A 21,933-nucleotide genomic window follows, 5' to 3' on the forward strand; every position below is an offset into this window, starting at 1 on the left:
ATTCAGGCAATACTGTGGGGGTTCCCGTAAGGGGCTTGTGAGACTCTGAGGATCCTGGGTAACCAGCCATCGCAGAGCCAGACAGGTAATCGGCCATGACAAGCCAACCTGTCTGTGAAAGGGCGCCGAAAGGCGCCCTTTGTCGTTTTTGGCGGTTACTGGACCTTGGCCAGATCACCCTTCAACGCAACACCGGCCATGATGGCGCCGGCGTGGCATTCGTAGGTCTGCGAGTCCTTGCGCTCGTTGCTCTTGTAGAAGCTGACGATGTTGGTCACGGCATTGGCGCCGGCGCTTTTTGCGGCCTGGTGCAGGCTGATGATGGCCGACTGTGCAACCCATTGGCAGGCTTCTGCGTCGGACTTGTTGAAGGCGTTGGTCTTCTTGTTGGTCACGGCGCCGGGGCTGATGACGCTGACTTTGCCGGCCGGGGTGTTGCCGGCCAGGTAGAACTTGACGCTGCCATCGATTTTTCCGGAACGCGTGGCTTCGGCGACGGCTTTGTCGAACGGCAGGTAAACCGCCGTGTCACGGGCCTGGCTGACGGTCGGCAGGGCGCAGAGCAGCAGGGTGGCAACAGCGAGTTTCTTGAAGTGCATGGAGGTCTCCTTGACCCGGATTAATTCGGTTGCGGCCAGCGGCGGAAAATCAACGAGGTGTTGACGCCACCAAAAGCAAAATTGTTGTTCATCACGTAGTCGTGGTGCATCTGGCGAAATTCGCCGCGCAGGTAATCGAGTTTGCCGCAGTGCGGGTCGACCTCGTCGAGGTTGAACGTGTGCACGTACTGGTCGCTGTTGAGCATTTCGATACTGAACCACGATTCCAGCGCCCCGCAGGCGCCGAGCGTATGGCCGAGGAAGCTTTTCTGCGAACTGATCGGCATGCGCTCGCCGAACAGGCTGCTGGTCGCCAGTGTTTCGGCAATGTCGCCCTGTTCTGTAGCGGTGCCGTGACCGTTGACATAGCCGATCGCGTCCACCGTCAGCCCGGCGTCTTCCAGCGCCAGCTCCATCGCGCGACGCATGGTCACTTGCTCCGGGCGGGTGGTGTGCTGGCCGTCGGCGTTGCTGCCGAAACCGACGATCTCGGCGTGGATGTGCGCACCGCGGGCGAGGGCGTGTTCGAGCTCTTCGAGGACCAGCATGCCGCCACCTTCACCGATCACCAGACCATCGCGGCCCTTGTCGTACGGGCGCGGGCTGGTCTGCGGCGCATCGTTTTTCAGGCTGGTGGCGTAGAGCGCGTCGAAGACCATGGCTTCGGTCGGGCAGAGCTCTTCGGCACCGCCGGCGAGCATCAACGGCAGGCGCCCGAACTTGATCGCCTCGTAGGCATAACCGATGCCCTGGCTGCCGCTGGTGCAGGCGCTGGACGTCGGAATCAGGCGCCCGGTGAGGCCGAAGAAGATGCTGATATTCGCAGCGGTGGTGTGCGGCATCATCCGCACGTAAGAGTTGGCGTTAAGCCCCTCGGCCACCGAGTTGAGCAGCATGTTGCCGAAGGCTTTAATCTCGTCGGTGCTGCCGGTGGACGAGCCGCAGGCCACACCCATGCGCCCGTCCTTGATCGATTCATCGCCGAGCAAACCGGCATCGCCGAGGGCTTTTTCCGCCGCGCCGACCGCCAGCCGTGACACCCGGCCCATGCTGCGCAGTTGTTTGCGCGTCCAGTGCGCCGGCACGACAAAATCATCGATCGGCCCGGCCAGGCGCGTATTGAGTTCGCTGAAGCGATCCCACTCGTCCATCCGGCGGATGCCGCTGCGGTTGGCCGCAAAGTTGCCGGCGATGGTCTGCCAGTCGCTGCCCAGCGAAGTGATACCGGCCATGCCGGTGACGACGACGCGCTTCATCAGCACAAGCCTCCGTTGACCGCCAGGACCTGGCGGGTGATGTACGAGGCTTCCGCCGACATCAGGAAATTCACTGCACTGGCCACCTCTTCAGGTGTGCCCATGCGTTGCGCGGGGATCATTTTCATCAGTTCTTCCACCGGCACGTTTTCGTCGAGCATTGCGGTGTCGATCAGACCCGGCGCGACGCAGTTAACGGTGATTTTGCGCTTGCCCAGCTCGATCGCCAACGCCTTTGCCGCGCCGATCACGCCGGCCTTCGAGGCGCTGTAGTTGACCTGGCCACGGTTGCCGATCAACCCCGAGACGGAAGTGATGCAGACAATGCGACCGGCGGCGCGACGACGGATCATCGGCATCATCACCGGGTGCAGGACGTTGTAGAAACCGTCGAGGTTGGTGCGCAGCACCACGTCCCAGTCGTCATCGCTCAGCGCGGGGAATGCGCCGTCGCGGGTCAGCCCGGCGTTCAACACCACGCCGTAATAGGCGCCATGGGTTTCGACGTCGGCTTCGAGAATGCTTTTGCAGGTTGCACGGTCGGCAACGTCGAATTGCAGGATGCGCGCCTGGCGCCCCAGCGCTTGGATTTCAGCCTGCACCGCTTGCGCCTCAGTCACGCCGCTGCGGCAATGCAGAACAATGTCGTGGCCGGCTTGCGCCAGGCGCAGGGCAATGGCGCGGCCGATGCCACGGCTGGAGCCGGTGACCAGTACGGATTCAGTCATCGTTCGACTCCTTTTTTTGCACAAGATAATCAGCCGCTTCAGGCGGACGGAACACATTCAACCGGGCAGTCGCTGCGATGCCGGGGGCGTTGATATGGCATTCGAAAACGCCCATGCCGTTGTCGTCTTCCAGTGAGCGGATGCCATGAATGGTCAGCTCGCTGCCCACGGGAAACGCGGCGACGTTGCACTCGAACTTGCGTGTGCCGAGCAGGAAACCCAACTCCACCGCATTGCCTTTCTGGCGGGCGTGGCAACCGGCGAAGGCGGCGACACTTTGCGCCATCAGCTCGACGCCGACCCAGGCCGGCAGGCTGCCGTCGGGCAGGTTGAACAGACCGTCAGGCTTGACGGTGAGCCGGGTGAAAATCTGCTCATCGTCGAAACTGAGGATCGTATCGATCAGGATCATGTCGCCGGCGTGGGGCAGCAGTTCGGCGAGCGGCCAATCGGTCATGGGGCGTCTCCGATAATCAGGCTGACGTTGTTGCCGCCGAAGGCAAACGAGTTGCTCATCAGGTAGCGGGGTGCAATGGACGACAGGCGTTGGCTCGCGGTCACCCATTTCAGCGGTGGCAGAGCGGGGTCTGCCTGGCCGTCCCAGACGTGCGGCGGCAAGGCGTGATCGATGTTGTCGGCGCTCAGGCTCAGCCAGCAGAACGCCGCTTCCAGCGCGCCGGCCGCACCGAGGGTATGGCCGGTCAGCGGTTTGGTCGAGGAACAGGCGACGCCGGCGGGGAACAGCGTGGCCACCGCCAGGCTTTCCATGGCGTCGTTGTGCTGAGTGGCAGTGCCGTGCAGGTTCAGATAGTCGATCTGATCGGCCTGCAGTCGGGCGCGGCCCAGGGCTTTTTGCATCGCTTGCAGGGCGCCGCGACCGCTCGGCTCCGGGGCGGAAATGTGATGCGCATCGGAGCTGGCGCCCGCGCCGAGCAGGGCGATGGCCGGGCCGTCGCCTTGCTGTTTGCTCATCAGAAACAGCACGGCCGCCTCGCCGATGTTGATGCCGTTGCGATTGGCCGAGAACGGATTGCAGCGCTCGTCCGATACCGCCTCCAGCGACGAGAAACCGTTGAGCGTCAGTTTGCACAAGCTGTCGACGCCGCCGCACAGCACCGCGTCGCACAGGCCCAGATCGAGCAGGCGCTGGGCGCTCATCAGTGCACGAGCGCTGGAGGTGCACGCGGTGGAAATCACGTAGGTCGGACCGCTCAGTTGCAGCCAGTCGGCGAGGAAGTTGGCCGGGGCGCCGAGTTCCTGTTGTCGATAGTCGTACTCGGCCGGGAATTGCTGTTCGCGAATGAAATGCGCCAGGCCACGGCTGGCTTCGTCGATCCCCGAGGTGCTGGTGCCGAGCACCACGCCGATACGTTCGCGGCCATACGTCTGGATCGCCTGGTCGATGTCATCGCGAATCTGCAACGCGGCTTCGAGCAGCAGCTGATTGTTGCGACTGCTTTGCTCTGCGAGTTGCGGGGGAATCGGCGCCAGCTCACCCTGCACCGCCGCCACAGGCAATTCACGCTCGGGCACCCAGCCAGGCTCGCGACGCATGCCCGAGCAGTCGCCGGCAAACAGATGGCGTGCGACTTGCGACTTGTCGCGACCCAGCGAGCAGATCACGCCGAGGGCATTCAGGTAAGCGGTCATGGCGTCGATTCACTCAGCGGAGAAACGCGATAGTGCGGGCCTTGGGGCAGGTTCAATTCGAAGCTCGACGGTTGTGCATAACGCACGTCCCAGCGTGCTGGCAGGGAGCGTTGCTGACCCTGTTGCACGGCCGCAGGATAGTTGCGCAACAGCTCGCCCGACGGCGTCAGCGCGAACAGCAGCGCGGCAAACAATTCCCGGGCCTCCGGGTTCGGCGGCAGCAGACCATCGGCCTGCCAGCGACCGTCGATCAATTGCTGACGCGCCAAGGGAATGCCCAGTGGGTCCATCATCGACCAGCGAATGCCGGGGCCTTCGCGCTGGATCACCAGCAGCCAGTCCTGGCGTTGCCCGGCTTGCTCGCGCTCGATGTGCAGTTGCAGGGGTAGGGGCAATGTCGGGTTGCCTGCTGGCAATGGCGCGTGACTGGCGCAGGCACTCAATAAAAGCACCATGCAAAACACAAAAAGTCGCCACACCCTGGACCCTGTGGGAGCTGGCTTGCCAGCGATGGCGGCGGCACATCGAGCATTGGGGTTGACTGATACACACCAATCGCTGGCAAGCCAGCTCCCACAAGGTTCCAGGTGTGCAGGTTGACGGTGTTGCATCAGATAGCGCCCTCAAGCGGCTTGCGCGCCACGACGTTGACCAACGTCTCTTCGCGCTGCCCAAACGGCTTCGGCTTGCGCAATCCAGACCGCTCCAGCAAGCCAAAATCCTTCGACCGGCTCCACCACAGATACGGGTACGAGACGTTCTGCTCGGCAAACTCGAAACCCTGCCCGCGAATCATCTCAAGGTACTGCGCGGCACTCTTCTGCACGTGCATCGGATGGCGAAACAACCAGCGAATTACCCAGGTATCAATGTAAGCCTCGGTGGACTCGGCGAACAGCAGATAACCGCCGGGTTTGAGTACGCGATAAAACTCGGCCAGCGCTTGTTCCTGCTCGACCAGATGATGAAAGGTCTGGTGGCAGAACAGCAGGTCAACGCTGGCGTCCGCGACATTGAGGGTCGCGCAATCGCTGCCGATCAGTTCGACGTCCAGGCCCTGACGCGCCGCTTCTTCGCCGCTCAGTTCAAGGCTGTGTGGGTCGGCGTCAACGCCGATCAGGCGTTGCGGGGCAAAGGTCTGGCGCAGATGAGCGAACGACTTGCCCTGACCGCAACCGGCGTCGAGCAGCACCGGATGCTCCGGCAGCGCTTCGCTGAACAGCCCGCGCAAATCATTGATCGCCACGCGCAAGACATGGTGCTGCCAGGTATGGCTGCGCAGGAACCAGAAGCCGAAACGGGTTTCCTCGACGTAGCTGTCGCTCAAGTAATTCATGTGGCGTCCTTTGCACAGAGTTCGGAAATCATCTTCAAGCGACGGCGCGCTTCGCTGACAAACGGGTTGCGCTCATCCCAGGCGTAACCGGCGAGGATCGAGCAGATCATCCGGCGAATCTCGGCCTGGCTGTCCTCGTAGAAAATCACGTCCTGAAAGGTGCCCGCGTACCAGCCTTCGACGTAGCAGCGGAAGGTGTCGACGCCGCGCTTCAGCGGCTCGGCGAACTCGCTCTGCCAATCGACCGTTTCGCCTTGCAACTGCCGATGCAGCACCGCCGCCGCCATGCTCGCCGAACGCATGGCGATGGTTACACCGGAGGAGAACACCGGGTCGAGGAATTCCGCGGCGTTGCCCAGCAGTGCGAAACCCGGGCCATGCAAGGTTTTGACGTTGGCCGCGTAGCCGCCGAGGGTGCGCGCCGGGGTGTCCCACACGGCGTTGTTCAGCACGCCGGCCAGGCTTGGGGTTTCAGCGATGAAGCTGCGCAGGCAGGCGTCGAGGTCGGCATCGCGACCGGCAAAATGCTCGGCGGCAGCGACCACGCCTACCGAGCAACGACCGTTGCTGAACGGGATCGTCCAGAACCAGATATCGCGATGCTCCGGATGGGTGGTGACGAGGATTTTTTCGCGGTCGAACGCCGGGTGGTCGATGTTATCCTCAACGTGGGTGAACACCGCTTGGCGCACCGGGAAGTTCGACGGTGCCTCCAGATCGAGCAGGCGCGACAGCACGCGACCGTAACCGCTGGCATCCAACACGAAATCCGCTTCAACGCGGTATTCGCTACCGTCTTCGCGGCGCACGTCGAGGTGCGGTTTTGTCCGGTCGAAATCGACGCTGACGATGGCATCGCCATAACGAATCTCGGCGCCTTGCAGGGCGGCTTGATCCGCCAGCAGCTTGTCGAAATCGGCGCGCTGCACCTGGAAGGTACTCGGCTTGCCTTCGCTGAAGGTGTCGCTGAAATCGAATGCGCTATAACGCTCGCCCCAGGCGAATGCCGCGCCGGTCTTGCGCTGGAAACCGGCGGCGTTGACGGCCTCGAGCATGCCGGCCTCCTCGACAAAATCCAGGCAATGGCTGAGCAGGCTTTCACCAATGGAAAAGCGCGGAAAGTGCTGGCGTTCAATCACCAGCACATCGTGGCCCTTGCGCTTGAGCAATGCCGCGGCAATGGCGCCGGAGGGGCCTGCGCCGATGATCACGACCTGACGGGATTCCATTTCAACGATTGGCACGCGAGCTCCGGGGCAAATGATGTTCAAGGTTAAGCGGGGCGCGATGCAGGCCGATCACGGCCGGCAACAGCGTTGCGATCAGACCCATCAGCATCAGCGCGAAATACAGCGCCGGGGTGATGAGTTGTTGTTGCAGCAATAAATTCAGAAAGACGATTTCGCTCAGGCCACGGATGTTCAGCAGCACGCTTTCGCGCCAGCGGCTGGCGCCCTCGAACGAGGCGCCGGCCCAACCGAGGCCGAGCCAGTTGCCGAGCAGTTTACTGGCGATCGGCAACAGCAGCAGCGCCGCCCATTGCAGTGCGCCGAGGCTGGCGAGGGCGCTGTGCACATCGATCTGGACGATGCCGAAAGTGAGGATCAGCGGGATCGCGATCCACGTCTGCAAACGGCTCATCCAGCGCGCCGGCAACGGCAGCACCAGCGGCACTTTCAGTGCGGCCATGCACAGCAGATAGCCAACGCCGAAGATCAACGCATTGAGTTTGTAATGCTCGGCCATCACCAGCAGGGCGAAAAAACCGAGGCTGTAGGTCAGCGGCCGGCGCACCCCGACCACACGCAGCAACAGCGGCACGCACGCGAGCCCCAGCGGCAGCAACAGACTACTCAGGTGCAAACTGCCCTGAGCGAGGCCGAACACGGTCCAGCAGGTGAGGTCGATCAGGATCGCTGTCTGCACCAGCCGTCGCGTGGCGGCGGGCGGGTAGTCGATATGGCGCAGATACAGGTACAGCACCGGGATCGCGGTAATCGCGAACACCAGGCCGATCGCCAGCGAGTTCAGCCACGGTTGCGCCGGCAACAGCCAGGCCGCGACGGCGACACCGCAGGCAAACGGCACGGCGAAACTCGGCAGCGCGATTTTCACGCTCTGGCGATCCAGGCGCAGGTCAATCACGTCACTGAGGATATGCCCGAGCAGCACGGCAAAACTCAGGCTGTAGAGGTTTTTCAACCAGTCTGGCGCAATCAGGGCAGCGCCGCTGAGCTGCCAGCCCGGCTCGATCCAGAAATACATCAACAGCGGCAGGCCGAAGCTCGCCAGCAGCAACTGGCTAACAATCGGGATCAGACCGAAGTGGCGACCGACACGGGTGGCCACGGCAAACAACGCCAAGGCCAGTAACCAGAACGCAACGACCATCATGCTGCCGACTCGGTGGCGCTGACGGCGTGTGGCTGGCGTCCGGCCCACGGCGCGAGCATGAAGCTGAAGGCCAGGCCGAGGCTGACCGACAAGCCGAAGTTGCTCACCGCCGGCGTGCTCGAAACCGCCAGCAAACCAAACGACAACCATGTCGTCAGCGCTGCCAGCAAGGTGCCCAGCAGACTGACCGCCGCGCCGCCGACCTGTTCGCGCATGAGGATGGCGTAATCGACGCTGATCGCCGTCACCAGCAGCAGGCCGAACAGGCTGAACAGGGTCAACGGCTGGCCGAGCCAGCCGAGACTGGCGAGGCTGCACAGCGCCGCAAGCAGCGGCAGCGCGACGATGCGCAACGCGCCACCGAGGCCGAACGGCAGGATCAACACCAGCACGATCAGCACGCAGGAGGCGAGTTTCAGTTCGGCAGCGCTGATCTGTGTCGCGGCGAAGACTTCATTCAGTTCGCCGAGCCGATCGACCAGCATCACCCCCGGCAAGTCCAGCGCCTGCACCCGCAGCAAGGCCGGGTTGTTCAAGCCTTGCAGGCTGGTCATCGCCGCCACGCCGTCTTCGGTCGCGCCGAGCCAGAGGGTGCGATAAGGCTCGCCGAGCGGCCCGGCCAGTGCGGCGTCGATGTCTTCGGCGGGCACGGTCTGCAACTGTTGCAGCTCGGTTTGCAGCGCCGCGAGCGGCACGCCGAGGTCGAGCAGCGGTTGCCAGTATTGCGGCAGTTTGTTCAGCGCGGCGCGCACTTGCTCCTGTTGGCTCGGCGGGCTGACCAGTTGATCGAGGGCCAGATAACCCTGCAACTTGTCGAGGTTGACCAACTGTTCCAGACGCTCGCTCAGCGCAGCCTGACGCTCCAGCAGTTGTTGCTGGTTGGCCGCGCGCACGAGGAAGAACTGGCTGGTCGGTTGATAGCCGGTAATTCGCGCAATGGTCTGTGCTTCATCGGTCAGGTGCTGCGGTGCACCGACCCATTGGCGGATGTCGTTTTTGCTTTGCAACTGCACCAGACCGCCGGCGCAGAAGGCGATCAACAACGCCAGCAGCACCGGCGTACGCACATGTTCGAGAAGTTTTTCGCGCAGCGTCACCAAGCGTTCGGCCAAGCGCAGCGGCCATTGCGCCGGGCGCAGTTCGAGATTGTTCAGCAGCGCCGGCAGCAGGCATACCGCCGACAGGTAGGCGCCGAGCAACCCGGCAGCAGAGAACACCGCAATCTGCGTCAGTGCCGGGAACGGCGTCCAGGCCAGCGCCAGGTAGCCGATGGCGCTGGTGATCAGGCTCAGCGTCAGGCCCACCCAGGTCAGGCGCAGCGCCGGCCAACTGCGCCAGGGTTTCAGGCTCCAGCTCTTCGACAGATAGTGCAGCGGGTAATCCACCGCCACGCCGATCAGGCTTGAGCCGAGTACCAGCGTCATCACATGCATGTGCCCGAACAGCGCCACGCAAGCGACTGCGCCGAACAACATGCCGACCAGCACCGGCACGAAGGCCAGCAGCACACGCCAGCGGCGGAAGGCGAGCAACAGCAGCAACAGAATGCCGACGGTGGCGCCGCCGCCGACCCAGGTCATCTCGCGAGTCGCTTGTTGCTGACCATTGGCGGCGTACAGCAGGCCACTGGCAGCGAGCAGTTGCACGTCGTCTTTGGCCGCCTGTTCACGGCTATGCTGGAGCAGAGCCGCCACTTGCAACGGCAGGTTCATGTCGAAGGCATTGCCGGTGGTGCGTGCTCGCAGCAACACCCAACTCTTGCCATCGGCGTCGGCGATCAACGCGCCGCTGCCGATGTCCAGTTGCACCGCGCCGTGCTTCGGCTGGCTGTTCTGGATACGCCCGGTGAGGCCCAGCCAATCGTCCTGACTCGGCACCAGGCTGAAGCCGTTGAACGGGTCGAACAACGCTTGTACGCGCTGCTGAATAAAGACGTCGGGGTGTTCGACCAGCAATTGCCGATCATCCGCCGAGAGCATCGCCAATCGCCCTTGCAGCAATTGCGTGCGCAGCGCGGGGAGATCCGCTTGCAGGTTCCACTGGACTTTTTCGAACAGGCCGCTGGCTTGCCATTGCTCGCCCAGCGTCTGCGCCATGGCCACTGCTTGCTGACGATCGGCATGGCCGACCAGCACCAGCATTTCGCGGTTGAGCGGCTCCTGCATGCGTTGTTCGGCGCGCAGTTCAAGGGCGTCAGGATTGGTGCCGGGCACCAGCTCCATCAGGTTCGCCGACAGCGGCGCGCCGTCGCGCCACTGCCAGCCGGCCAGCGCCACAACTGCCAGCAGCAGGATCAGAAACAGCCAGGGCAGCCTGCGTTCACTCGGCAAAGTCATGTTGCTCCGCGTCGCTCAATGGTTGGCCAGCGGTGCTGTCCTGCATGCGCAGCACGGTGCTGTCGCCCTGGGTTTCCAGTAGTTCGATGGTTTGCACCAGTGCGCCGCCGTCGATGTTGATCTGCTTGAACACTTGCTTGAGCAGCAGCGAGCGCGGGGTCAGCGTGAGTTTCCACTGTTGGGCGTCGCCGCTCAGGGCCAGTTCGAAGTCGCGTTGCAGGCCGCTGCTGTCGCCTTGCAGCACGGCAAGGAACAAGCGGTTCTGCTCCGCCCCGGCGCTCTTGTTCGGCAACATTTGCCAGCCGTTGTCGTCGCGGCGGGCGATGCCGTTGGCGCTGATGCGGTAATCCTGCTGCAGCGGAGTTTTCAGCAGCCAGAGCAGGCCGTGATTTTTTGCGAGGACGAAGCTGCCCTTGCTGATCAACGGTTGCGGCAGGGCGCGCAGGTGTTTTTCCTGGATGAACTGGCCGTGGATTACGTCCGGTTTCGCCAGTTGCTCGCTGAGTTGTTGCAGGTCAAAGGCGTTGGCCAGCGCTGACATCGTCAGCAGCGCCAATACGCTCAAACTTTTAACAAAAACATTCATCGCAGCATCCTTTCCACGGCATCGGTGAAAACTTTCGGCGAAGCCAGCTGCATTTCGCGGCTGTTCACGTCGACGGCGACCTGCACAGAGCAGGCACGGGTCAGGCGCTCACCCGTTTGCAGGTCGGTGATCAGGTAATTGATCTTCAGACGGTTTTCCCACTCGACCAGATTGGCGCGCACATTCAGTCGTTGACCGAACACCGCGCCGCGCACATAGCGCAGTTGCAGGTCGATGACCGGCCAGGCGAACCCGGACTCGACCATGTGCGTGTAGTTGTGGCCGATCTTGTCCAGCAGCGCACACCGCGCGACTTCGAGGTATTTGACGTAATGGCCGTGCCAGACCACGTGCATGGTGTCGACGTCAAAAAACGGCACGAGGATTTCGGTGTCGGCGTGAAGTACTCCGGCGCTACGCATGCAGCCTCCAGTGTTGCGCGGCGATGCGTTGCAGGCACAGGCGCAGTTCGCCTTCCAGTGCGCGGTCTTCAATGACCGGCGGGAAGTCTTTTCCGAGTTCTTCGTGCATCGCTGCCAGCGATGGTGGCAGCGGACGGGCGTCTTCAGCCTGCGCACGCAGCCATACGCCTTGATTGGCGGCGAGCAGGGTCGCGGCGGCGACCTGCTCGGTCAGTTCCAGCACACGGATTGCATCGCGGGCGGCGATGGTGCCCATGCTCACCTTGTCCTGGTTGTGGCACTCGGTGGAGCGCGAGAACACGCTGGCCGGCATGGTGTTTTTCAGCGCTTCGGCGGTCCAGGCGCTGGTGCCGATCTGCACGGCTTTGAAGCCGTGGTTGATCATTGCGCGATCCGCTGGCGCGCCGGATAGATTGCTCGGCAGACCGTGGTTGTAGCGTTCGTCGACCAACAAGGCGAGTTGCCGGTCGAGCAGGTCGGCGACGTTGGCCACGAGGTTTTTCAGGCTGTCCATGGCGAACGCAATGTGCCCGCCGTAGAAGTGTCCGCCGTGCAAAACGCGCTCGGCTTCGGCGTCGATGATCGGGTTGTCGTTGGCGCTATTCAGTTCGATTTCGATAAACGAACGCAGCCAGTTCAGGCTGTCGGCCAACACACCGAGTACGTGCGGGGCGCAGCGCAGCGAGTAGCGATCCTGCAAGCGATGCAGTGGCGCGGTCGGTGCGTCGATCGCCAGATCTTTGCGCAGCCACGCGGCAACCTGCATTTGTCCCGGATGCGGTTTGGCGGCGAACAGACGTTCGTCGAAGTGCTCCGGATTGCCTTGCAGCGCGACGACATTGAGCGCGGTGATGCGCGTGGCCAGTTGCAGCAGGTAATCGGCGCGGGCGAACGCCAGACAAGCGAGGCCAGTCATCACGGCGGTGCCGTTCATCAGTGCCAGCGCTTCTTTCGGACGCAGCACCAACGGCGTCCAACCGAGTTCACGATGCACCTCGGCGGCCTGACGGCGTTCGCCACGGAACATCACTTCGCGTTCACCCGAGAGGGTGGCGGCGACGTAAGACAGCGGCGTCAGATCGCCGCTGGCGCCGACCGAACCTTCTTCAGGAATCAGCGGCAGAATGTCGTATTCGAGGAATGCGTGCAGACGCTCGAGCAATTCCACGCGCACCCCGGACACGCCGTGGCACAACGACTGCAAACGCGCCGCCAGCACCGCGCGGGTTGCTTGCGCGTCGAGCAGTTTGCCGAGGCCGCAACCGTGGAACGTGTAGAGATGACGCGGCAACGCTTCGACGTGATGCAGCGGCACCGCGACCACGCAGGAATCGCCGTAACCGGTGGTCACGCCGTAGATCACGCCTTCCTTGTCCAGCAGCGAATCGAGGAACCGCGCGCCTTTGGCGATGCGCTCGCGATAGTCGGCGTCACTCTGCAACTGCACGGGCGCCTGACGGTTGGCCAGGGCCAGCACGTCTTCGATGCGCAATGGGCGTTCGCCGAAGGTTACCGGCTCATGGGTTGGCGTCGTCATCGGTCTTCCAGAAAGGGTAAAAGTTGAACCATTGTTGCGGCGCTTCGAGGCAATAGTGACTCAGGCGCTGCGCATAGCGGGTGGCCCACTGATGAATGACCTGCTCGCGCTCGCTGCGCTTCCACACGATGGTGTCGGCAAAGGGTTCGAGGGTCAGGCGATAGTGGCCGTCCGGCTGTTTCAGGCACATCAACAGATTGACCGGGCATTTCAGCAGACCGGCGAGCAACCACGGACCTTGCGGGAATGGCGCCGGGTGGCCGAGAAAGTCCACGGTGACACTGCGCCCGCCGTGCAGCGGCACGCGATCGCCGGCAATCGCCAGCCACTCGCCGCGCTCCAGCCGTTCGTGCAGTTGCAGCATGATCACCGGGTCGAGCTCACTGACCTGAATCAGGCGCAGGTTGGTCGCTCCGGCTTCGCCGAGCAGGCGGTTGAATTGTTCAGCGTGCTTGGTGTGTACCAACACGTTCATCGTGACCTTTTCGCCGATCTCCGCCAGCGCGCGGCAGACTTCGAGGTTGCCCAGGTGCGCGCCGACCAGCAGTTGCCCGCGACTGCCGCGCAATTGATTGCGCAGCAGTGCCGGGTCGACGATTTCGATCTGTTCGATGCGCAGCTTGCCGTTCCACACGTCGAGCTTGTCGAGCATCGAATCGGCGAAGGCCATGAACTGGGCGAACACCCGCCAATGGCTCGGGCGCAACGCTTCGCGCTGGCTCCATGCGGCCAGCCGTTGCTGGTACTGCCAGGCGCTGCGGCGCGCCGTGCGGCCGAACAGGAAAAAGTACAGAACGATGCCGTACAGCAACGGACTGAGCAGACGGCGGCCGAGGACTTTGGCGGCGAACGCGGTGAATTTCATCAGCAGAAAGCTGCCGCGTTCTTCGCGGTCGGCCCAGTGCTTCTTGTCGGTTTCGCCGGTCATGCTCGCCACCGTCGCCAGAGGATCACCGGAAAGCGCAACAACATGCCGAAGAACAAGCGGGTGTGCATGCTCGAAATCAGCGCGTTGTCGTGGAACAGCCGGAAGTGCGACACGCCGTCCAGCGGGTAATGCACGCTGGTCTGCAGCCAGCGCATCGGCTGATTGCGCCACGCCAGGCGCACGAGAATGTCCGAGTCGAAATCCATGCGCTTGCCGACTTTCGCGGTGTCGATCAGCGCCAGTGTCGGCGCCAACGGGTACACGCGAAAGCCACACATCGAGTCGCGGATCTGCAGCGACAGCGTGTTGATCCACACCATCACGTGGGTCAGATAGCGCGCGTACAAACGGCCTTTCGGCACGCTCTCGTCGAACAACGGATAGCCGCAGATCATCGCGTCGGGGTGAGCTCGGGATTCTTCGACGAAACGGGCGACGTCGTGCAGGTCGTGTTGACCGTCGGCGTCGACCTGCAACGCATGGCTGAACCCCAGCAACGAGGCCTCACGCAGCCCGGTCATCACCGCGCCGCCCTTGCCCTGGTTGGCAGCAAGACGCACCAGATGCACGTTGTCGCGTTCGGCCAGAGCATCGAGTACACGCGCACAGGATGGCGTGCTCGCATCGTCGACCAGAATGCACGGCAGACCCTGCGCGAGCAGAGCATCGACCACCGTACCGATCGCGGTTTCGTGGTTATAAACCGGAATCACCGCGCAAGGGTTATGCATAACAGTTCTCCTGTGGAAAACCGCGATCCCTGTAGCAGTGAGCCTGCTCGCGATTGAGTGCGCAGCACTCACCAAGGTCAATCATGCTCTACATCCAAAAGAATCCGCCCGCTGGAGCATGTCGCCGTGTCATTGCGATAAGCGAAATACAACTTGCTGCGCTCCGGATCAAAACGCAGATGCAGCTGAATTTCATCCCCTGGCCGCACCAGTTGCTGGAATTTCAGCACTTCCATCCCGGCAAACGCGCCACCCAGATTCAGCAATTGCCGCCCAAGATTGAGCGCCCATTCCACCTGCACCACGCCTGGCAGCACCGGGGCCTTGGGGAAGTGGCCGCTAAAGTAGGCCAGATCCGGGGGCACACTCAGTTGCAAACTCCATTCACCCTCGGTCTCGACCTGCGACAGCACTTCCGGCGCTTTCGGGCGCGGGGCCAGCAGCAACGCCTCGACCTCGGCCTGCGGCAGTTTGCCTTGGCTGTTCAGCGGCAATTGCCGCACCAGACGCCAGCGTCGTGGCAGGGCCAGCGCTTCACAGTGTTGGCTCAAATGCTTGCGCAGGCCTTCAGTCAGGCTGCGCCGGCCGTGTTCACGCAAGGCAAACAGGCCTGATTCGCTGAGAACCAGCAGGGCACCCAGCGATGCACGATTTTCCTGCACCACGCCCAGCCGCGCTTCGGCGACCCAGGCGTGGGCGACCAGGGCTTGCTCAAGCATCGGCAGGGAGATGCGTTTTTCTTCCAGTTTGACGATCCGGTCCAGACGTCCAAGCAGCTCGAAACGACCGTCGGCGGCGATGCGCGCGGCATCGGCGGTGTGTTCGATGTGGCCGGCAGGTAGATAAGGCGACGCAATCAGCAGTGCACCGTCGGCGTCCTGACTGAGTTCAACACCGGCGAACGGCTGCCACAGTTGTTCGCCCTGACGCCAGGCGATACCGCCGGTTTCCGAGCTGCCAAGAATCTCCGTCGGCCATTGTTGCAGGCGTTGCTGCAGGCTCTGCGCGGCTTCTGCCGGCAGCGCGCCGCCGGAGGAAAACACCCGGCGCACGGGGCTCAGCGCGGGCCAGTCGAGGTTGTCGCCCATGCGCTTGAGTAGCGCCGGGCTGGCGACCCAGGCGAAGGCCGGATGCTCGCGGCTGGCGCGCTGCATGTCTTCGGGGAATGCCAGTTGCTTGCGCACGAACGGCCGTCCGGCGCACAGCGGCCACAACACACGAAACAGCAGTCCGTAGATGTGCTGGGTGGCAACGCTGCCGATGATGCAGGCTTCACCGAGATCCGCGCCCCAGAGTTGTTCCAGCGCCTCGACCTCATTGGCCAACTGGCGCAGGGTTTTGTCGATGCGCTTGGGCTCACCGCTGGAGCCGGAAGTGCACAGGCTCAACTGACATTGATCGAGATCCAATTGCGCAGCGGGCAATGCTGGCTGCTGGAAGTCGTTCAGTTGCGCGTCTTCGGCGTGATCGGTCAGCCAGAGATCGACTTCACTCGACCAGCGCTGGCGGGTCTGCGGTTGCAAATCAGACGGCAATAACACGCTAACGCCTGCGCGCCACGCGCCCAACAGGGCAATGGCCAGATCAGCGGCGTCTTCCAGGTGTACGGCCAAACGCTTCACGCCCTGCGCTTGCAGGCCGGCGGCAACGCTCAGCGCCTGAGCGTGCAGTTGCGCGTGATCGAGTGCCGGCGCAGCGCAGATCGCCCGCGCCGGCAGAGCCTTGAGCAACAGCTGCTCAAGTTTTATCCAGTTCATGTACGGCCTCTTACCCGTTGTCGTATCAGCCATTCAATGGCAAACATCAGGCCGATCAATCCATAGGAGATCAGGCCGGTGTACAACATCCACCAATTCAGCGGCGCCCACAGGGTCAGGAGGGCGGCGCACAAACCGTTGCAGAAGAAAAACACGCTCCAGGCCACCGTGACCTTGCGCGTATAGCGAATCGCAATGTCCGGCAACTCCGGCTCGCGCAGGCGCGCCAGGCGCTCGACCATCGGCGGGCCGTATTTCAGACTCAGGCTGAACAGCGCCAGCATGAAGCCGCTGATCAATACCGGGTACCAGCGCAGCAACAGCGGACTGTCGAACAGCGCCAACAACACGCAGAAGACGATCGCCACACAGGCCATCCACAAGCTGCCGGGTTTGCGCTCGCCGGTCAGCGCTCGCGCCAGCCACAGGCCGCCCAGCAGCAAGCCGAACTGCCACGGGGCAAAGTGCTCCATGCCGAAATACACCGCGAAGGGGTAAAGCAGACCGGCCAGCAGCAGGCCGAGGCCGATCAATCGACTCATGCGGCGGGTTGAACCAGACGGTAGACCGCCTCGACCACGTCACCGACGGTACGCACTGATTTGAATTCTTCGGCGGCGATTTTCTTGCCGGTCTGGCGTTTGATGTGGTCGATCAGATCGACCGCGTCGATGCTGTCGATTTCCAGATCCTGATACAGGTTGGACTCCAGACTCACACGGGCCGGATCCAGTTCGAACAGCTCGACCAGGGCATCGCGCAGGGTGTTGAAAATGTCGTCACGAGTTTGCATGGTCCGGTCTCAAGCTGCCTGTTTGGCCGTGACGAACGCCGCAAGGCTGGCCACGTTGGTGAAATGGTTGCGGGTGTCTTTGGCGTCGGCGTCGATCTTGATGCCGTACTTTTTCTGGATCGCCAGACCCAGTTCCAGCGCGTCGACGGAATCCAGGCCCAGGCCTTCGCCGAACAGCGTCTGGTCGTCGCCGATGTCGTCGGCGCTGATGTCTTCAAGGCCGAGGGCGTCGATGATCAGCAATTTGATGTCACGGTGTAGTTCGCTCATCTTCGGCGAGCTCCTTGATGAAGTAGGTATGCAAATAGTCATTGAGCTTGCGCGATGCCTGCGGTGCAGGCCCCTGCGCAGCGAAAGTCTGTGGGTCTATATCGGCCCCGACACGAAAACTGAAGTGCACGCGGCGATGAGGGATCCGATACCAGGGTTCGGCTTTGGTCAGGGTGGTCGGGCTGACCTTGATGATCACCGGCGTGAGGATTTTCGCACCGCGCAAGGCAATCGCCGCGGCGCCCCGATGAAAGGCCGGTGCCTGTCCCGGCTGAGTACGCGTGCCCTCGGGAAAAATGATCAGGGTCTGGCCGTTTTGCAGGGACTCGGCGGCAGCGTCGAGCATGTCCATGCTGCCGTCGTTACTGATGTATTCGGTGCTGCGCAGCGGGCCGCGGGTGAAGGGGTTTTCCCACAGGCTTTTCTTCACCACGCAATTGGCCTGGCGCACCAGGCCGATGAGAAACACCACGTCGATCAGCGACGGGTGGTTGGCAATGATCATCTGTCCCGGACGGCCAAGGCGTTCGGCGCCTTGAATGTCGTAAGTCAGCACGCCTGTGCGGGCCATGAACCGGACAAAAAACCAGAACAGCCGACTGACCATCTGCCGCGCGCGCCGGCGGTGAGCCAAGGCATCGCCGGGCAGGCAGCCGAGGATCGGGAACACCACGAGGCGCAGGCACAGCCCGCCGAGCCCGAACAGGGCGAAGCTTGCGGCGGTGGCCAGCAACCGCCAGTAATAGGCGTCGCGGTTTTTCTCGGTCACGGGCTGCGTTGCCAGGTCCATAGACGATTTTTCCAGGCATGTTGGCAAAGGGTTTGCTGGCCGAGCAGGGTTCGCAGCAGATTGAGCGCGTGGGGCCAGTGCGTTTTGGACAGTGCTTCTGTAGTGCTGTTCAGGGTCAGCCGCCAGTCGGTACCGGGGGTGAGCAACAGGCCGAGCGCGTAGGGAAACGGCACGTCATCGATCCACTGCGAATAGGCCTCGGGCGGTTGTTCTTCGGTGATCACCAGCAGCACCGCCGGCGCGCCTTCATTGAGTAGCGCCGCCGCTTCGAGCATGCCGTGTTCAAGGCCGTCGCCTGCGGCGGCGAGGGCGGTCATTTCGCTGGTTTCGCCGCGCATGATCGACCACAGGCCAATGATCGCGTTATGCACCGACAGGCTGAACTGGGTTGGAGACAGTGGCTGATGGGTCGCCAGATCGCTGAGGATCTCGTAGGTGCGCGGGGTTTCTCCATGACGGGAAACGAATACCAGCGGCAGGTTGTCCCGTCCGTCGGCGAGCGGCCAGCCCACGCTGAAAGCCATGCGTGCCAGGCGACTGAGACGGCGGCGTTGCATGGCCGGCAAAAACGACACATCGGGCGCGGCATCACTGCGCTGGAGCACCACCGGCTGTCGGCTCCAGGCCTGCCAGGCGTCCACGCTGTCGAGCCCGGGAGCCCACGCGCGCCATTGGGCGATGTTGAAGTTGATCACGGACATTCATCCCGCCCCTGCGGGCATTTGTTGACGCGTTGAGTCGCCGGAGCCGCAGCAGGCTTGACGTGGCGCTGGGCGCCGGGTGGCGCGCATTATCCCGGTGCGAGGAGTGTGTAGCAAATGCTGGTTACATTTTGCCCAACGAAATGTACCGATTGGTTCGCGAAAAAACTGTCACTTGGCCATTATCCAGATTATCAGCGGCCTGTCTGTCGGCCATCTCGTCGATCAAAGGCAGTTTTTACGCCGTCAGTCTGTGGATATTTGCACCTGACCCTGTAGTCCATGTCCGAGAAGGTAGCGAAGCGAGGTCGCGCGCATCTACACTCGGTCATTCTTTGATACACGGAGGTTTTGTCATGCGGCGCGTGGTGTTCAATCAGAAAGGTGGTGTAGGCAAATCCAGCATTGCCTGCAATCTGGCGGCGGTCAGCGCCAGCGAGGGTTATCGCACGCTGTTGGTGGATCTCGATGCCCAGGCCAACTCCACTCAGTATCTGACCGGGCTCACTGGCGACGACATCCCGATGGGCATTGCCGACTTCTTCAAGCAGACGCTGTCCTCGGGGCCGTTCTCGAAGAAGAACCAGGCGGATATCTACGAAACCCCGTTCGACAACCTTCATATCATCACCGCCACCGCCGAACTGGCCGACTTGCAGCCCAAGCTTGAGGCCAAGCACAAGATCAACAAGCTGCGAAAGTTGCTCGATGAGTTGGCCGAAGATTACGACCGGATTTACCTGGATACGCCGCCGGCGCTGAATTTTTACGCGGTATCAGCGCTGATTGCTGCTGATCGAGTGCTGATTCCCTTCGATTGCGACAGCTTCTCGCGTCAGGCGCTATACGGTTTGATGGCTGAAATCGAGGAACTGAAAGATGACCACAACGAAGGCCTGGAAGTCGAAGGCATCGTGGTCAACCAGTTCCAGGCCCGCGCCAGCCTGCCGCAACAGATTCTCGACGAGCTGATTGCCGAAGGATTGCCGGTGCTGCCGGTGTACCTGACCAGTTCGGTGCGCATGCGCGAGTCGCACCAGGCCAGCACGCCGCTGATCCACCTCGATCCGCGCCACAAGCTGACCCAACAATTCGTCGAATTGCACAACCTGCTCGAAGACCATTGATCTTTCGCAACCCCCCCATTCCTGTGGGAGCTGGCTTGCCAGCGATGAGGTCGGAAGATTCAGTATCTCTAGTGACTGATCCACCGCAATCGCTGGCAAGCCAGCTTCCACAAGGTTCGGTGGTGGGTCAGATGCCCTGGCTACGCAGCCACGCCATCAATTGCGGCAGCGGGAATGCGCCACTCTGCCGCGCCACCTCGCGGCCGTTCTTGAACAGAATCAGACTCGGAATCGAGCGAATCCCCAACTGCGCCGACAACTGCTGATTCGCCTCGCTGTCGAGCTTGGCCAACCGACACTTGCCCGCCAACTGTGCCGCCGCCTGCTCGAACACTGGCGCAAACGACTTGCACGGCCCGCACCAATCCGCCCAGACATCCACCAACAACGGCAGATCGCCCTCGATCTGACTGGCGTAATCGCCTTGCTTGAGTTCGAAAGGCTTGCTCAGCAGGACTGCGGATTTGCAGCGTCCGCACTTGGGTTGATCGGCGAGGCGCTCGGCGGGGATGCGGTTGAGGCCGTTGCAGGAGGGGCAGGGAATGAGGAGTGGGTCGGACATGATCGAGTTCCAGTTAAGAGCGGATAACAGCTAATTGGAGACGTTTGCTCATATTTTCAATCGTGCAGTGTTCGACGTTGAATCTAGGCTGAGAGGAGTGAGCGCGGCCACTGGTCTGCCTATCGTTATCGCAACTTGCGATAATTTTGGTTTGTGATTAACTCCCCATAGCAGAATGCGATAAGGATGTTGCATGCATGTGTTCAGTGAAAAACCCATTCGAGAGGCCAAGGAGCAGTGGCCGCAGGCAGCAAGCGCGTTGGCGCAGTGGTTTCGTCTGGCAAGTAGGACCTGTCCAAAAGACTTCTCGGCGATGAAATCGATATTTCCTGCAACTGACAAGGTGGGTGAGTTTCACGTCTTCGACATCGGTGGTAACAAACTCAGGCTGATCGCCTTTGTCAGTTACCGATCCCAGCGTCTCTACATAAAGCATGTAATGGATCACCGTGAATATGAGCGCGGTAAGTGGAAGGAGAAAAGCGTATGAATGCTTTGATCAGAACGGTTGCCGAGCACTGGGAGTTTGTTTCTCCATTGTTGCGCAAACCAAAGAACGAAGAGGACTACGACGCCCTGGTGCGGGCAGTCGACGAGTTGCTTGAGATGACCGGCGATGATGAGTCGCATCCGTTGATGAGCCTGGTCGATATCATCGGGGACTGGATCGAAGAGTGGGATCACACCCATCACCCGATGGCCCAAGCCAGTGGTGAGGAGGTTCTCGGCTATATGATGCGCGAACACGGCCTGACTCAGAGCGATCTGCCTGGCGTCGGAACGCAATCGGTCGTATCGGAAATCCTCAATGGCAAACGCAAGCTCAACCTGCGCCAGATCCGCTGGCTGGCCGAGCGCTTTGGTGTGCCCGTAGACGTGTTTATCTAAGCCAGGCGTTTATCACTTGCTATTGCGCTCCTGCGCCAAACATTCGTTGCTTCAACGCGGCGCTTGCATCGACCAATGAGTAACTGTCGTTACAGGTCAGGACGATGCCGACGTTCTTGCAAAAGGCCACTTCGACCGTGTTGTGTTCGCGGGTGAAGTCCGTCAACTGATCCAGCGCCATGAACACTGCAACGCGCTGTATCGAGTAGTGCACTTCCCCGCCCCATTGCGAGTTGTAACCGGAGATCTTCAATGGGCCGCGCAGGGTGTAGACCCCGGCCGCTTTGCCTTGGGCAGTCTCCAGTTCGCGGAAGGGCAGGACGGTCGTGCCGACCATATGAATGAAGCCGATCGCGCGACTGTCCATAAAGGCCAGCGCGGCTCTCTCGGCATCGTTCAATTCGCGGCACGGCTGGGTGTTGGCGATAAACCGGCGGGTCGACCAGGACAGGGCAACTAGTTTCCAGAGAAATATCACCGCCGGTGCGATGAGTAGGACGACGAGGGTCATCAGTGCAATCAGTTCAAACTCTGCCTTCCCC

26 protein-coding genes are annotated in these 21,933 nt (G+C 62.0%); 3 read left to right on the forward strand and 23 right to left on the reverse strand.

The window, feature by feature from the left end; genetic code table 11:
• Window positions 1-155: 155 nt before the first annotated feature.
• The 21 genes from EJA70_RS04445 to EJA70_RS04545 form a co-directional block, all read right to left on the reverse strand.
• The gene (locus EJA70_RS04445; protein ID WP_158829915.1) at window positions 156-599 is read right to left on the reverse strand and encodes an excinuclease; all 444 of its coding nucleotides are present in this window, start codon (window positions 597-599) and stop codon (window positions 156-158) included.
• A gap of 20 nt (window positions 600-619) precedes the next feature.
• Window positions 620-1,855, reverse strand: coding sequence for a beta-ketoacyl-ACP synthase (locus tag EJA70_RS04450; protein WP_158829917.1), 1,236 nt, complete (start codon window positions 1,853-1,855; stop codon window positions 620-622).
• Window positions 1,855-2,583, reverse strand: coding sequence for a 3-oxoacyl-ACP reductase FabG (gene fabG / locus EJA70_RS04455; protein ID WP_008077232.1), 729 nt, complete (start codon window positions 2,581-2,583; stop codon window positions 1,855-1,857). The genes EJA70_RS04450 and fabG overlap by 1 nt, the downstream gene beginning before the upstream one ends.
• Window positions 2,576-3,040: a hotdog family protein gene (locus EJA70_RS04460; RefSeq protein WP_158829919.1), complete on the reverse strand. Its 465-nt coding sequence runs from the start codon at window positions 3,038-3,040 to the stop codon at window positions 2,576-2,578. Before EJA70_RS04460 ends, fabG begins: the two co-directional genes overlap by 8 nt.
• Entirely contained in the window at window positions 3,037-4,233 is a 1,197-nt protein-coding gene (locus tag EJA70_RS04465; protein ID WP_158829921.1) for a beta-ketoacyl-[acyl-carrier-protein] synthase family protein, read from the reverse strand. The genes EJA70_RS04460 and EJA70_RS04465 overlap by 4 nt, the downstream gene beginning before the upstream one ends.
• A complete protein-coding gene (locus tag EJA70_RS04470) occupies window positions 4,230-4,688 on the reverse strand; it encodes a DUF3261 domain-containing protein (RefSeq protein ID WP_158829923.1) in 459 nt (152 codons plus the stop codon). Before EJA70_RS04470 ends, EJA70_RS04465 begins: the two co-directional genes overlap by 4 nt.
• A 155-nt stretch (window positions 4,689-4,843) precedes the next feature.
• Window positions 4,844-5,569, reverse strand: coding sequence for a class I SAM-dependent methyltransferase (locus tag EJA70_RS04475; protein WP_158829925.1), 726 nt, complete (start codon window positions 5,567-5,569; stop codon window positions 4,844-4,846).
• Window positions 5,566-6,813: an NAD(P)/FAD-dependent oxidoreductase gene (locus EJA70_RS04480; protein WP_158829927.1), complete on the reverse strand. Its 1,248-nt coding sequence runs from the start codon at window positions 6,811-6,813 to the stop codon at window positions 5,566-5,568. Before EJA70_RS04480 ends, EJA70_RS04475 begins: the two co-directional genes overlap by 4 nt.
• Window positions 6,800-7,963: a sodium:proton antiporter gene (locus EJA70_RS04485; protein ID WP_158829929.1), complete on the reverse strand. Its 1,164-nt coding sequence runs from the start codon at window positions 7,961-7,963 to the stop codon at window positions 6,800-6,802. Before EJA70_RS04485 ends, EJA70_RS04480 begins: the two co-directional genes overlap by 14 nt.
• Window positions 7,960-10,299 carry an MMPL family transporter gene (locus EJA70_RS04490; protein WP_158829931.1) on the reverse strand — a complete coding sequence of 780 codons (2,340 nt, stop codon included), beginning with the start codon at window positions 10,297-10,299 and terminating at the stop codon, window positions 7,960-7,962. Before EJA70_RS04490 ends, EJA70_RS04485 begins: the two co-directional genes overlap by 4 nt.
• Complete coding sequence (locus EJA70_RS04495; RefSeq protein WP_158829933.1) at window positions 10,283-10,885, reverse strand: outer membrane lipoprotein carrier protein LolA; 603 nt, start codon at window positions 10,883-10,885, stop codon at window positions 10,283-10,285. The genes EJA70_RS04490 and EJA70_RS04495 overlap by 17 nt, the downstream gene beginning before the upstream one ends.
• Window positions 10,882-11,307 (reverse strand): thioesterase family protein, encoded by a 426-nt coding sequence (locus EJA70_RS04500; RefSeq protein ID WP_158829935.1) that lies wholly within the window; start codon window positions 11,305-11,307, stop codon window positions 10,882-10,884. The genes EJA70_RS04495 and EJA70_RS04500 overlap by 4 nt, the downstream gene beginning before the upstream one ends.
• Entirely contained in the window at window positions 11,300-12,844 is a 1,545-nt protein-coding gene (hutH, locus tag EJA70_RS04505) for a histidine ammonia-lyase (protein ID WP_008077612.1), read from the reverse strand. The genes EJA70_RS04500 and hutH overlap by 8 nt, the downstream gene beginning before the upstream one ends.
• Window positions 12,825-13,772 (reverse strand): glycosyl transferase, encoded by a 948-nt coding sequence (locus EJA70_RS04510; protein WP_008077610.1) that lies wholly within the window; start codon window positions 13,770-13,772, stop codon window positions 12,825-12,827. Before EJA70_RS04510 ends, hutH begins: the two co-directional genes overlap by 20 nt.
• Entirely contained in the window at window positions 13,769-14,503 is a 735-nt protein-coding gene (locus EJA70_RS04515; protein ID WP_008077609.1) for a glycosyltransferase family 2 protein, read from the reverse strand. The genes EJA70_RS04510 and EJA70_RS04515 overlap by 4 nt, the downstream gene beginning before the upstream one ends.
• A 77-nt stretch (window positions 14,504-14,580) precedes the next feature.
• Window positions 14,581-16,260, reverse strand: coding sequence for an acyl-CoA synthetase family protein (locus EJA70_RS04520; RefSeq protein ID WP_158829937.1), 1,680 nt, complete (start codon window positions 16,258-16,260; stop codon window positions 14,581-14,583).
• Window positions 16,257-16,802 carry a hypothetical protein gene (locus tag EJA70_RS04525; protein WP_158829938.1) on the reverse strand — a complete coding sequence of 182 codons (546 nt, stop codon included), beginning with the start codon at window positions 16,800-16,802 and terminating at the stop codon, window positions 16,257-16,259. Before EJA70_RS04525 ends, EJA70_RS04520 begins: the two co-directional genes overlap by 4 nt.
• Window positions 16,799-17,053 carry an acyl carrier protein gene (locus EJA70_RS04530; RefSeq protein WP_007909503.1) on the reverse strand — a complete coding sequence of 85 codons (255 nt, stop codon included), beginning with the start codon at window positions 17,051-17,053 and terminating at the stop codon, window positions 16,799-16,801. Before EJA70_RS04530 ends, EJA70_RS04525 begins: the two co-directional genes overlap by 4 nt.
• A 9-nt stretch (window positions 17,054-17,062) precedes the next feature.
• Window positions 17,063-17,323, reverse strand: a complete 261-nt coding sequence (locus EJA70_RS04535) for a phosphopantetheine-binding protein (RefSeq protein WP_158829939.1) — start codon at window positions 17,321-17,323, stop codon at window positions 17,063-17,065.
• Entirely contained in the window at window positions 17,304-18,113 is an 810-nt protein-coding gene (locus EJA70_RS04540) for a 1-acyl-sn-glycerol-3-phosphate acyltransferase (protein ID WP_008077599.1), read from the reverse strand. Before EJA70_RS04540 ends, EJA70_RS04535 begins: the two co-directional genes overlap by 20 nt.
• Window positions 18,089-18,814 (reverse strand): beta-ketoacyl synthase chain length factor, encoded by a 726-nt coding sequence (locus EJA70_RS04545; RefSeq protein ID WP_008077597.1) that lies wholly within the window; start codon window positions 18,812-18,814, stop codon window positions 18,089-18,091. Before EJA70_RS04545 ends, EJA70_RS04540 begins: the two co-directional genes overlap by 25 nt.
• 356 nt (window positions 18,815-19,170) lie before the next feature.
• Between EJA70_RS04545 and EJA70_RS04550 the strand changes: the two genes are divergently transcribed.
• Window positions 19,171-19,941 carry a ParA family protein gene (locus EJA70_RS04550; RefSeq protein ID WP_008077595.1) on the forward strand — a complete coding sequence of 257 codons (771 nt, stop codon included), beginning with the start codon at window positions 19,171-19,173 and terminating at the stop codon, window positions 19,939-19,941.
• A 127-nt stretch (window positions 19,942-20,068) separates the two neighbouring features.
• On the opposite strand, the gene trxC is transcribed toward EJA70_RS04550, so the two are convergent.
• Window positions 20,069-20,503 carry a thioredoxin TrxC gene (trxC, locus tag EJA70_RS04555; protein WP_158829940.1) on the reverse strand — a complete coding sequence of 145 codons (435 nt, stop codon included), beginning with the start codon at window positions 20,501-20,503 and terminating at the stop codon, window positions 20,069-20,071.
• Between the two features lie 193 nt (window positions 20,504-20,696).
• Here trxC and EJA70_RS04560 point away from each other — a divergent pair, with 193 nt between their 5' ends.
• Window positions 20,697-20,993, forward strand: a complete 297-nt coding sequence (locus tag EJA70_RS04560) for a type II toxin-antitoxin system HigB family toxin (RefSeq protein WP_158829941.1) — start codon at window positions 20,697-20,699, stop codon at window positions 20,991-20,993.
• Window positions 20,990-21,391: a type II toxin-antitoxin system HigA family antitoxin gene (locus EJA70_RS04565; RefSeq protein WP_158829942.1), complete on the forward strand. Its 402-nt coding sequence runs from the start codon at window positions 20,990-20,992 to the stop codon at window positions 21,389-21,391. The genes EJA70_RS04560 and EJA70_RS04565 overlap by 4 nt, the downstream gene beginning before the upstream one ends.
• A 19-nt stretch (window positions 21,392-21,410) precedes the next feature.
• Here EJA70_RS04565 and EJA70_RS04570 read toward each other — a convergent pair whose 3' ends face one another.
• A complete protein-coding gene (locus EJA70_RS04570; protein ID WP_158829943.1) occupies window positions 21,411-21,902 on the reverse strand; it encodes a hypothetical protein in 492 nt (163 codons plus the stop codon).
• Between the last annotated feature and the right edge of the window lie 31 nt (window positions 21,903-21,933).

The sequence above is a fragment of the Pseudomonas sp. PB103 genome (genome assembly GCF_009764635.1).
Classification (GTDB): domain Bacteria; phylum Pseudomonadota; class Gammaproteobacteria; order Pseudomonadales; family Pseudomonadaceae; genus Aquipseudomonas.

Bases quoted from the DNA above. Each gene is read 5' to 3' on its own strand.
- EJA70_RS04540 (WP_008077599.1), bottom strand. From the start codon at position 18,113: ATGGACCTGGCAACGCAGCCCGTGACCGAGAAAAACCGCGACGCCTAT.
- EJA70_RS04485 (WP_158829929.1), bottom strand. From the start codon at position 7,963: ATGATGGTCGTTGCGTTCTGGTTACTGGCCTTGGCGTTGTTTGCCGTG.
- EJA70_RS04535 (WP_158829939.1), bottom strand. From the start codon at position 17,323: ATGAGCGAACTACACCGTGACATCAAATTGCTGATCATCGACGCCCTC.
- EJA70_RS04500 (WP_158829935.1), bottom strand. From the start codon at position 11,307: ATGCGTAGCGCCGGAGTACTTCACGCCGACACCGAAATCCTCGTGCCG.
- EJA70_RS04520 (WP_158829937.1), bottom strand. From the start codon at position 16,260: ATGAACTGGATAAAACTTGAGCAGCTGTTGCTCAAGGCTCTGCCGGCG.
- fabG (WP_008077232.1), bottom strand. From the start codon at position 2,583: ATGACTGAATCCGTACTGGTCACCGGCTCCAGCCGTGGCATCGGCCGC.
- EJA70_RS04470 (WP_158829923.1), bottom strand. From the start codon at position 4,688: ATGGTGCTTTTATTGAGTGCCTGCGCCAGTCACGCGCCATTGCCAGCA.
- EJA70_RS04515 (WP_008077609.1), bottom strand. From the start codon at position 14,503: ATGCATAACCCTTGCGCGGTGATTCCGGTTTATAACCACGAAACCGCG.
- EJA70_RS04465 (WP_158829921.1), bottom strand. From the start codon at position 4,233: ATGACCGCTTACCTGAATGCCCTCGGCGTGATCTGCTCGCTGGGTCGC.
- EJA70_RS04495 (WP_158829933.1), bottom strand. From the start codon at position 10,885: ATGAATGTTTTTGTTAAAAGTTTGAGCGTATTGGCGCTGCTGACGATG.
- EJA70_RS04490 (WP_158829931.1), bottom strand. From the start codon at position 10,299: ATGACTTTGCCGAGTGAACGCAGGCTGCCCTGGCTGTTTCTGATCCTG.
- EJA70_RS04570 (WP_158829943.1), bottom strand. From the start codon at position 21,902: ATGACCCTCGTCGTCCTACTCATCGCACCGGCGGTGATATTTCTCTGG.
- EJA70_RS04545 (WP_008077597.1), bottom strand. From the start codon at position 18,814: ATGTCCGTGATCAACTTCAACATCGCCCAATGGCGCGCGTGGGCTCCC.
- trxC (WP_158829940.1), bottom strand. From the start codon at position 20,503: ATGTCCGACCCACTCCTCATTCCCTGCCCCTCCTGCAACGGCCTCAAC.
- EJA70_RS04565 (WP_158829942.1), top strand. From the start codon at position 20,990: ATGAATGCTTTGATCAGAACGGTTGCCGAGCACTGGGAGTTTGTTTCT.
- EJA70_RS04550 (WP_008077595.1), top strand. From the start codon at position 19,171: ATGCGGCGCGTGGTGTTCAATCAGAAAGGTGGTGTAGGCAAATCCAGC.
- EJA70_RS04475 (WP_158829925.1), bottom strand. From the start codon at position 5,569: ATGAATTACTTGAGCGACAGCTACGTCGAGGAAACCCGTTTCGGCTTC.
- EJA70_RS04460 (WP_158829919.1), bottom strand. From the start codon at position 3,040: ATGACCGATTGGCCGCTCGCCGAACTGCTGCCCCACGCCGGCGACATG.
- EJA70_RS04510 (WP_008077610.1), bottom strand. From the start codon at position 13,772: ATGACCGGCGAAACCGACAAGAAGCACTGGGCCGACCGCGAAGAACGC.
- hutH (WP_008077612.1), bottom strand. From the start codon at position 12,844: ATGACGACGCCAACCCATGAGCCGGTAACCTTCGGCGAACGCCCATTG.
- EJA70_RS04445 (WP_158829915.1), bottom strand. From the start codon at position 599: ATGCACTTCAAGAAACTCGCTGTTGCCACCCTGCTGCTCTGCGCCCTG.
- EJA70_RS04525 (WP_158829938.1), bottom strand. From the start codon at position 16,802: ATGAGTCGATTGATCGGCCTCGGCCTGCTGCTGGCCGGTCTGCTTTAC.
- EJA70_RS04450 (WP_158829917.1), bottom strand. From the start codon at position 1,855: ATGAAGCGCGTCGTCGTCACCGGCATGGCCGGTATCACTTCGCTGGGC.
- EJA70_RS04560 (WP_158829941.1), top strand. From the start codon at position 20,697: ATGCATGTGTTCAGTGAAAAACCCATTCGAGAGGCCAAGGAGCAGTGG.
- EJA70_RS04530 (WP_007909503.1), bottom strand. From the start codon at position 17,053: ATGCAAACTCGTGACGACATTTTCAACACCCTGCGCGATGCCCTGGTC.